The sequence below is a fragment of the Vibrio sp. 10N.222.49.C9 genome, assembly GCF_041474985.1.
In the GTDB taxonomy this organism is placed as follows: domain Bacteria; phylum Pseudomonadota; class Gammaproteobacteria; order Enterobacterales; family Vibrionaceae; genus Vibrio; species Vibrio crassostreae_C.
Map to the genome: position 1 here is coordinate 1 of NZ_JBFRVD010000875.1, position 354 is coordinate 354.

Annotated in this window: 1 protein-coding gene; it reads left to right on the forward strand. The window is 47.2% G+C overall.

The genetic code is table 11. The features are described from left to right. Positions 1 to 354, forward strand: a 354-nt coding sequence (locus AB4585_RS26025; RefSeq protein WP_372171660.1) for an SMP-30/gluconolactonase/LRE family protein, incomplete at both ends; no start/stop codon positions are given.

Consider the following 354-nt stretch of genomic DNA (forward strand, 5'->3'; position numbering starts at 1 on the left):
GAGATGCTATCGAGGGTAAAGCTGCTTTTTATCGCTATTACCAAGGTAAGCTGACTCAGGTTATCTCCAATATCACCATACCGAATGGGTGCTGTTTTTCTATGGATAAAGAATGGGTTTACTTTACCAACTCACCAACGGCGCAAATCATGAGAATGAAGCTAGATAAAGACACGGGTTGGCCTATCGCTGAACCGGAGCTATTTATCGATCATTCGGATAACTTTAGAGAGCCTGATGGGGCCATTGTGGCTGATAACGGCGATATGATCAGTGCACACTGGGGCGCTGGAGAGCTAGTGCGTTACTCTGCTGAAGGGGAGGTCGTAGACCGCTATTCTGTTCCCGTGAAAC